This is a genomic window from Gilliamella sp. WF3-4, from assembly GCF_001690275.1.
Classification (GTDB): Bacteria; Pseudomonadota; Gammaproteobacteria; order Enterobacterales; family Orbaceae; genus Gilliamella; species Gilliamella apicola_C.
The window spans coordinates 1-3,003 of sequence record NZ_LZGW01000049.1 but is presented as its reverse complement, the minus strand read 5'-3'; the positions used below and the strand labels follow the sequence as shown (position 1 = coordinate 3,003).

Annotated in this window: 4 protein-coding genes; all 4 read right to left on the bottom strand. The window is 36.1% G+C overall.

The annotated features are described in order from the left end of the window. Positions 1–709: DUF6708 domain-containing protein (locus A9G47_RS10810; protein WP_065642866.1), on the bottom strand; the 709-nt coding region annotated here is incomplete at its 3' end. A gap of 12 nt (positions 710–721) precedes the next feature. Continuing rightward, the gene (locus tag A9G47_RS10805) at positions 722–943 is read right to left on the bottom strand and encodes a hypothetical protein (protein ID WP_065642865.1); all 222 of its coding nucleotides are present in this window, start codon (positions 941–943) and stop codon (positions 722–724) included. Positions 944–970: 27 nt separating this feature from the next. Then, positions 971–1,795 carry a DUF6708 domain-containing protein gene (locus A9G47_RS10800; RefSeq protein WP_065642864.1) on the bottom strand — a complete coding sequence of 275 codons (825 nt, stop codon included), beginning with the start codon at positions 1,793–1,795 and terminating at the stop codon, positions 971–973. A 112-nt stretch (positions 1,796–1,907) separates the two neighbouring features. Beyond that, complete coding sequence (locus tag A9G47_RS10795; protein ID WP_065642863.1) at positions 1,908–2,732, bottom strand: DUF6708 domain-containing protein; 825 nt, start codon at positions 2,730–2,732, stop codon at positions 1,908–1,910. Between the last annotated feature and the right edge of the window lie 271 nt (positions 2,733–3,003).

The window sequence follows — 3,003 nt, the reverse complement described above, 5'->3', positions numbered from 1 at the left end:
CCGCCTCTTGATCTGACTTATATTCACCATCATCAATATTGGCAACATCACAAAAAAACATAAAACTATTGATCCATCCCCAAACAAATGTACTACCAGCGCCTGCTCGGGCAGGATCTAGCATGATATGATCAATCACTTGATGCGTATCGGGTTGGCACACCATTAACACAGTCGAGCTTAAAGCATTACGCGACATATTATGGATAATAACACCATGCAAATCATCCCAATCATACTCTTTTATTCGGCGTTTTTTCGGTTGTAAAAATACTGCAGGATGGCGTAATATTTTAAAGTTAAAAAAGTAACTTTCGTTAACATAGGCTTTACCCGTTTTACGGTTAAATATAATGGGGCTACCACGACGCGAGAACAAATTTAGATAGAGTTCTGGAATTAGAATATACATACCTAAACAACTTGCAATAAATCCAACTATAATTACCATTAAAGTAAACAGTTTAATTGTAGGATTATCATATTCTGTTATTAACCAAAGAAAACTAACAGTAGAGCCAGTTCCAAAGATAAAACCAATAATATACAAACAAGCATAAAAAATCTGATCATTATGATCCTGCCGAATAAAGGCACAATAGTTATTATTGGCATAGCTTAAGCGATCGTCATGCAGGGGCACTAAACGTGGGCCTTTATCTAGATCGCCAAACCAACCAAAAATTTGTGGACGGTATTTTGATGGCATTTTATTCTCCTTTTATTTATTCTTCCTGCTTCGGTTAATGATGAGCGGAATTTCGCCATCATCTTGTGCATTAGGGCAGATATTGATTTGATAGTTATTTATTAGATCATAAGCAAAGGTGCCCGCTACCCAAGTTATCAGCATTAGATCACTACCTGGCTGGTTAGAATCGGTTTGTTTTACTTCAATTTTTTCAATATCGGTAAAATTAGATTGCCATACCGCTTTACCCATGCTTGCCAAACTGCAATGGCTTTTGGGCTATTGCGTTATATTGTGCCGTTGTTTAATTTCGGCGAGCTCCTCTTGCGATGTGGCATTAAACGCTTCTACCATCCATTCGGGCCAGCCTTGCCCTTTAATAATTTTGTCTTTAAATTGGGTTTCTTGTTCCCATTTGTATTTGCCGTCGTTTAGGCCGGCTAATTTGTTCGCACACATAAAATTATTAACCCACCCCCAAACCAGATAACTACCTATGCCACCACGTAATGGGTCTAATAATATATGGTCGATTGTTTTATGGCTATGGGGCTTGCATACCATTAAAATAGTGGTGTTGAGTGAGTAGCGTGAAAAGTTATGCACCACCACCCCTTGTAAATGAGCCCAATCATATTCTTTTATGCGTTTTTTATTAGGATGCAAAAAGGTTAGCGGATTACGTAACACTTTAAAATTAAAAAAATAGCTTTCATTGATATACACTTTACCCGTTTTGCGATTAAAAATAATGGGGCTTCCTCGGCGTGTAAAAAGGTTTTGATAGATTTCAGGAATAGATATATATAAAGCAACTAAAGAAGTTATTAGAATTGTTACAAAAGTAATGTATATCAAACTTTCATCCTTAAGATCTAAATCTAGAATTAATGAAAAACACATATAAATGGCTGGCATTAAAAGAGCAAAAGTAACTAAAAAAATGGATAAGTAAAATATTTGATCCGATAAAGTTTTACGGATAAAAGCACAGTAGTTATCATTAGCATAGAGCAAGCGATCATCGGCACCCGTTAAATAGTTCCCGCCTTTGTCTAAATCGCCTATCCAACCCAAAATTTGAGGTTGATATTGTGATGGCATTGTTTTACTCCTTATTTTAAATTTTATTGTTTTTAGTCACAATTAATGGCACGACTTTACGGTTATTGTAAAGTCGGCGGCGTTATCCTTTCCCACCCTGAACTATTGAAATTTATTGTTTTATATGATGCCGTTGTTTAATTTCAGCGAGCTCCTCTTGCGATGTGGCATTAAACGCTTCTACCATCCATTCGGGCCAGCCTTGGCCTTTAATCATTTTGTCTTTAAATTGGGTTTCTTGTTCCCATTTGTATTTGCCATCGTTTAGGCCGGCTAATTTGTTCGCGCACATAAAATTATTGACCCAACCCCAAACCAGATAACTACCTATGCCGACACGTAATGGATCTAATAATATATGGTCGATTGTTTTATGGCTATGGGGCTTGCATACCATTAAAATAGTGGTGTTGAGTGAGTAGCGTGAAAAGTTATGCACCACCACCCCTTGTAAATGAGCCCAATCATATTCTTTTATGCGTTTTTTATTAGGATGCAAAAAGGTTAGCGGATTACGTAACACTTTAAAATTAAAAAAATAGCTTTCATTGATATACACTTTACCCGTTTTGCGATTAAAAATAATGGGGCTTCCTCGGCGTGTAAAAAGGTTTTGATAGATTTCAGGAATAGATATATATAAAGCAACTAAAGAAGTTATTAGAATTGTTACAAAAGTAATGTATATCAAACTTTCATCCTTAAGATCTAAATCTAGAATTAATGAAAAACACATATAAATGGCTGGCATTAAAAGAGCAAAAGTAACTAAAAAAATGGATAAGTAAAATATTTGATCCGATAAAGTTTTACGGATAAAAGCACAGTAGTTATCATTAGCATAGAGCAAGCGATCATCGGCACCCGTTAAATAGTTCCCGCCTTTGTCTAAATCGCCTATCCAACCCAAAATTTGAGGTTGATATTGTGATGGCATTGTTTTACTCCTTATTTTAAATTTTATTGTTTTTAGTCACAATTAATGGCACGACTTTACGGTTATTGTAAAGTCGGCGGCGTTATCCTTTCCCACCCTGAACTATTGAAATTTATTGTTTTATATGATGCCGTTGTTTAATTTCAGCGAGCTCCTCTTGCGATGTGGCATTAAACGCTTCTACCATCCATTCGGGCCAGCCTTGGCCTTTAATCATTTTGTCTTTAAATTGGGTTTCTTGTTCCCATTTGTATTTGCCATCGTTTAGGCC

Coding starts and splice junctions, on each gene's coding strand:
- A9G47_RS10805 (WP_065642865.1), bottom strand. CDS start 943: ATGGGTAAAGCGGTATGGCAATCTAATTTTACCGATATTGAAAAAATT.
- A9G47_RS10800 (WP_065642864.1), bottom strand. CDS start 1,795: ATGCCATCACAATATCAACCTCAAATTTTGGGTTGGATAGGCGATTTA.
- A9G47_RS10795 (WP_065642863.1), bottom strand. CDS start 2,732: ATGCCATCACAATATCAACCTCAAATTTTGGGTTGGATAGGCGATTTA.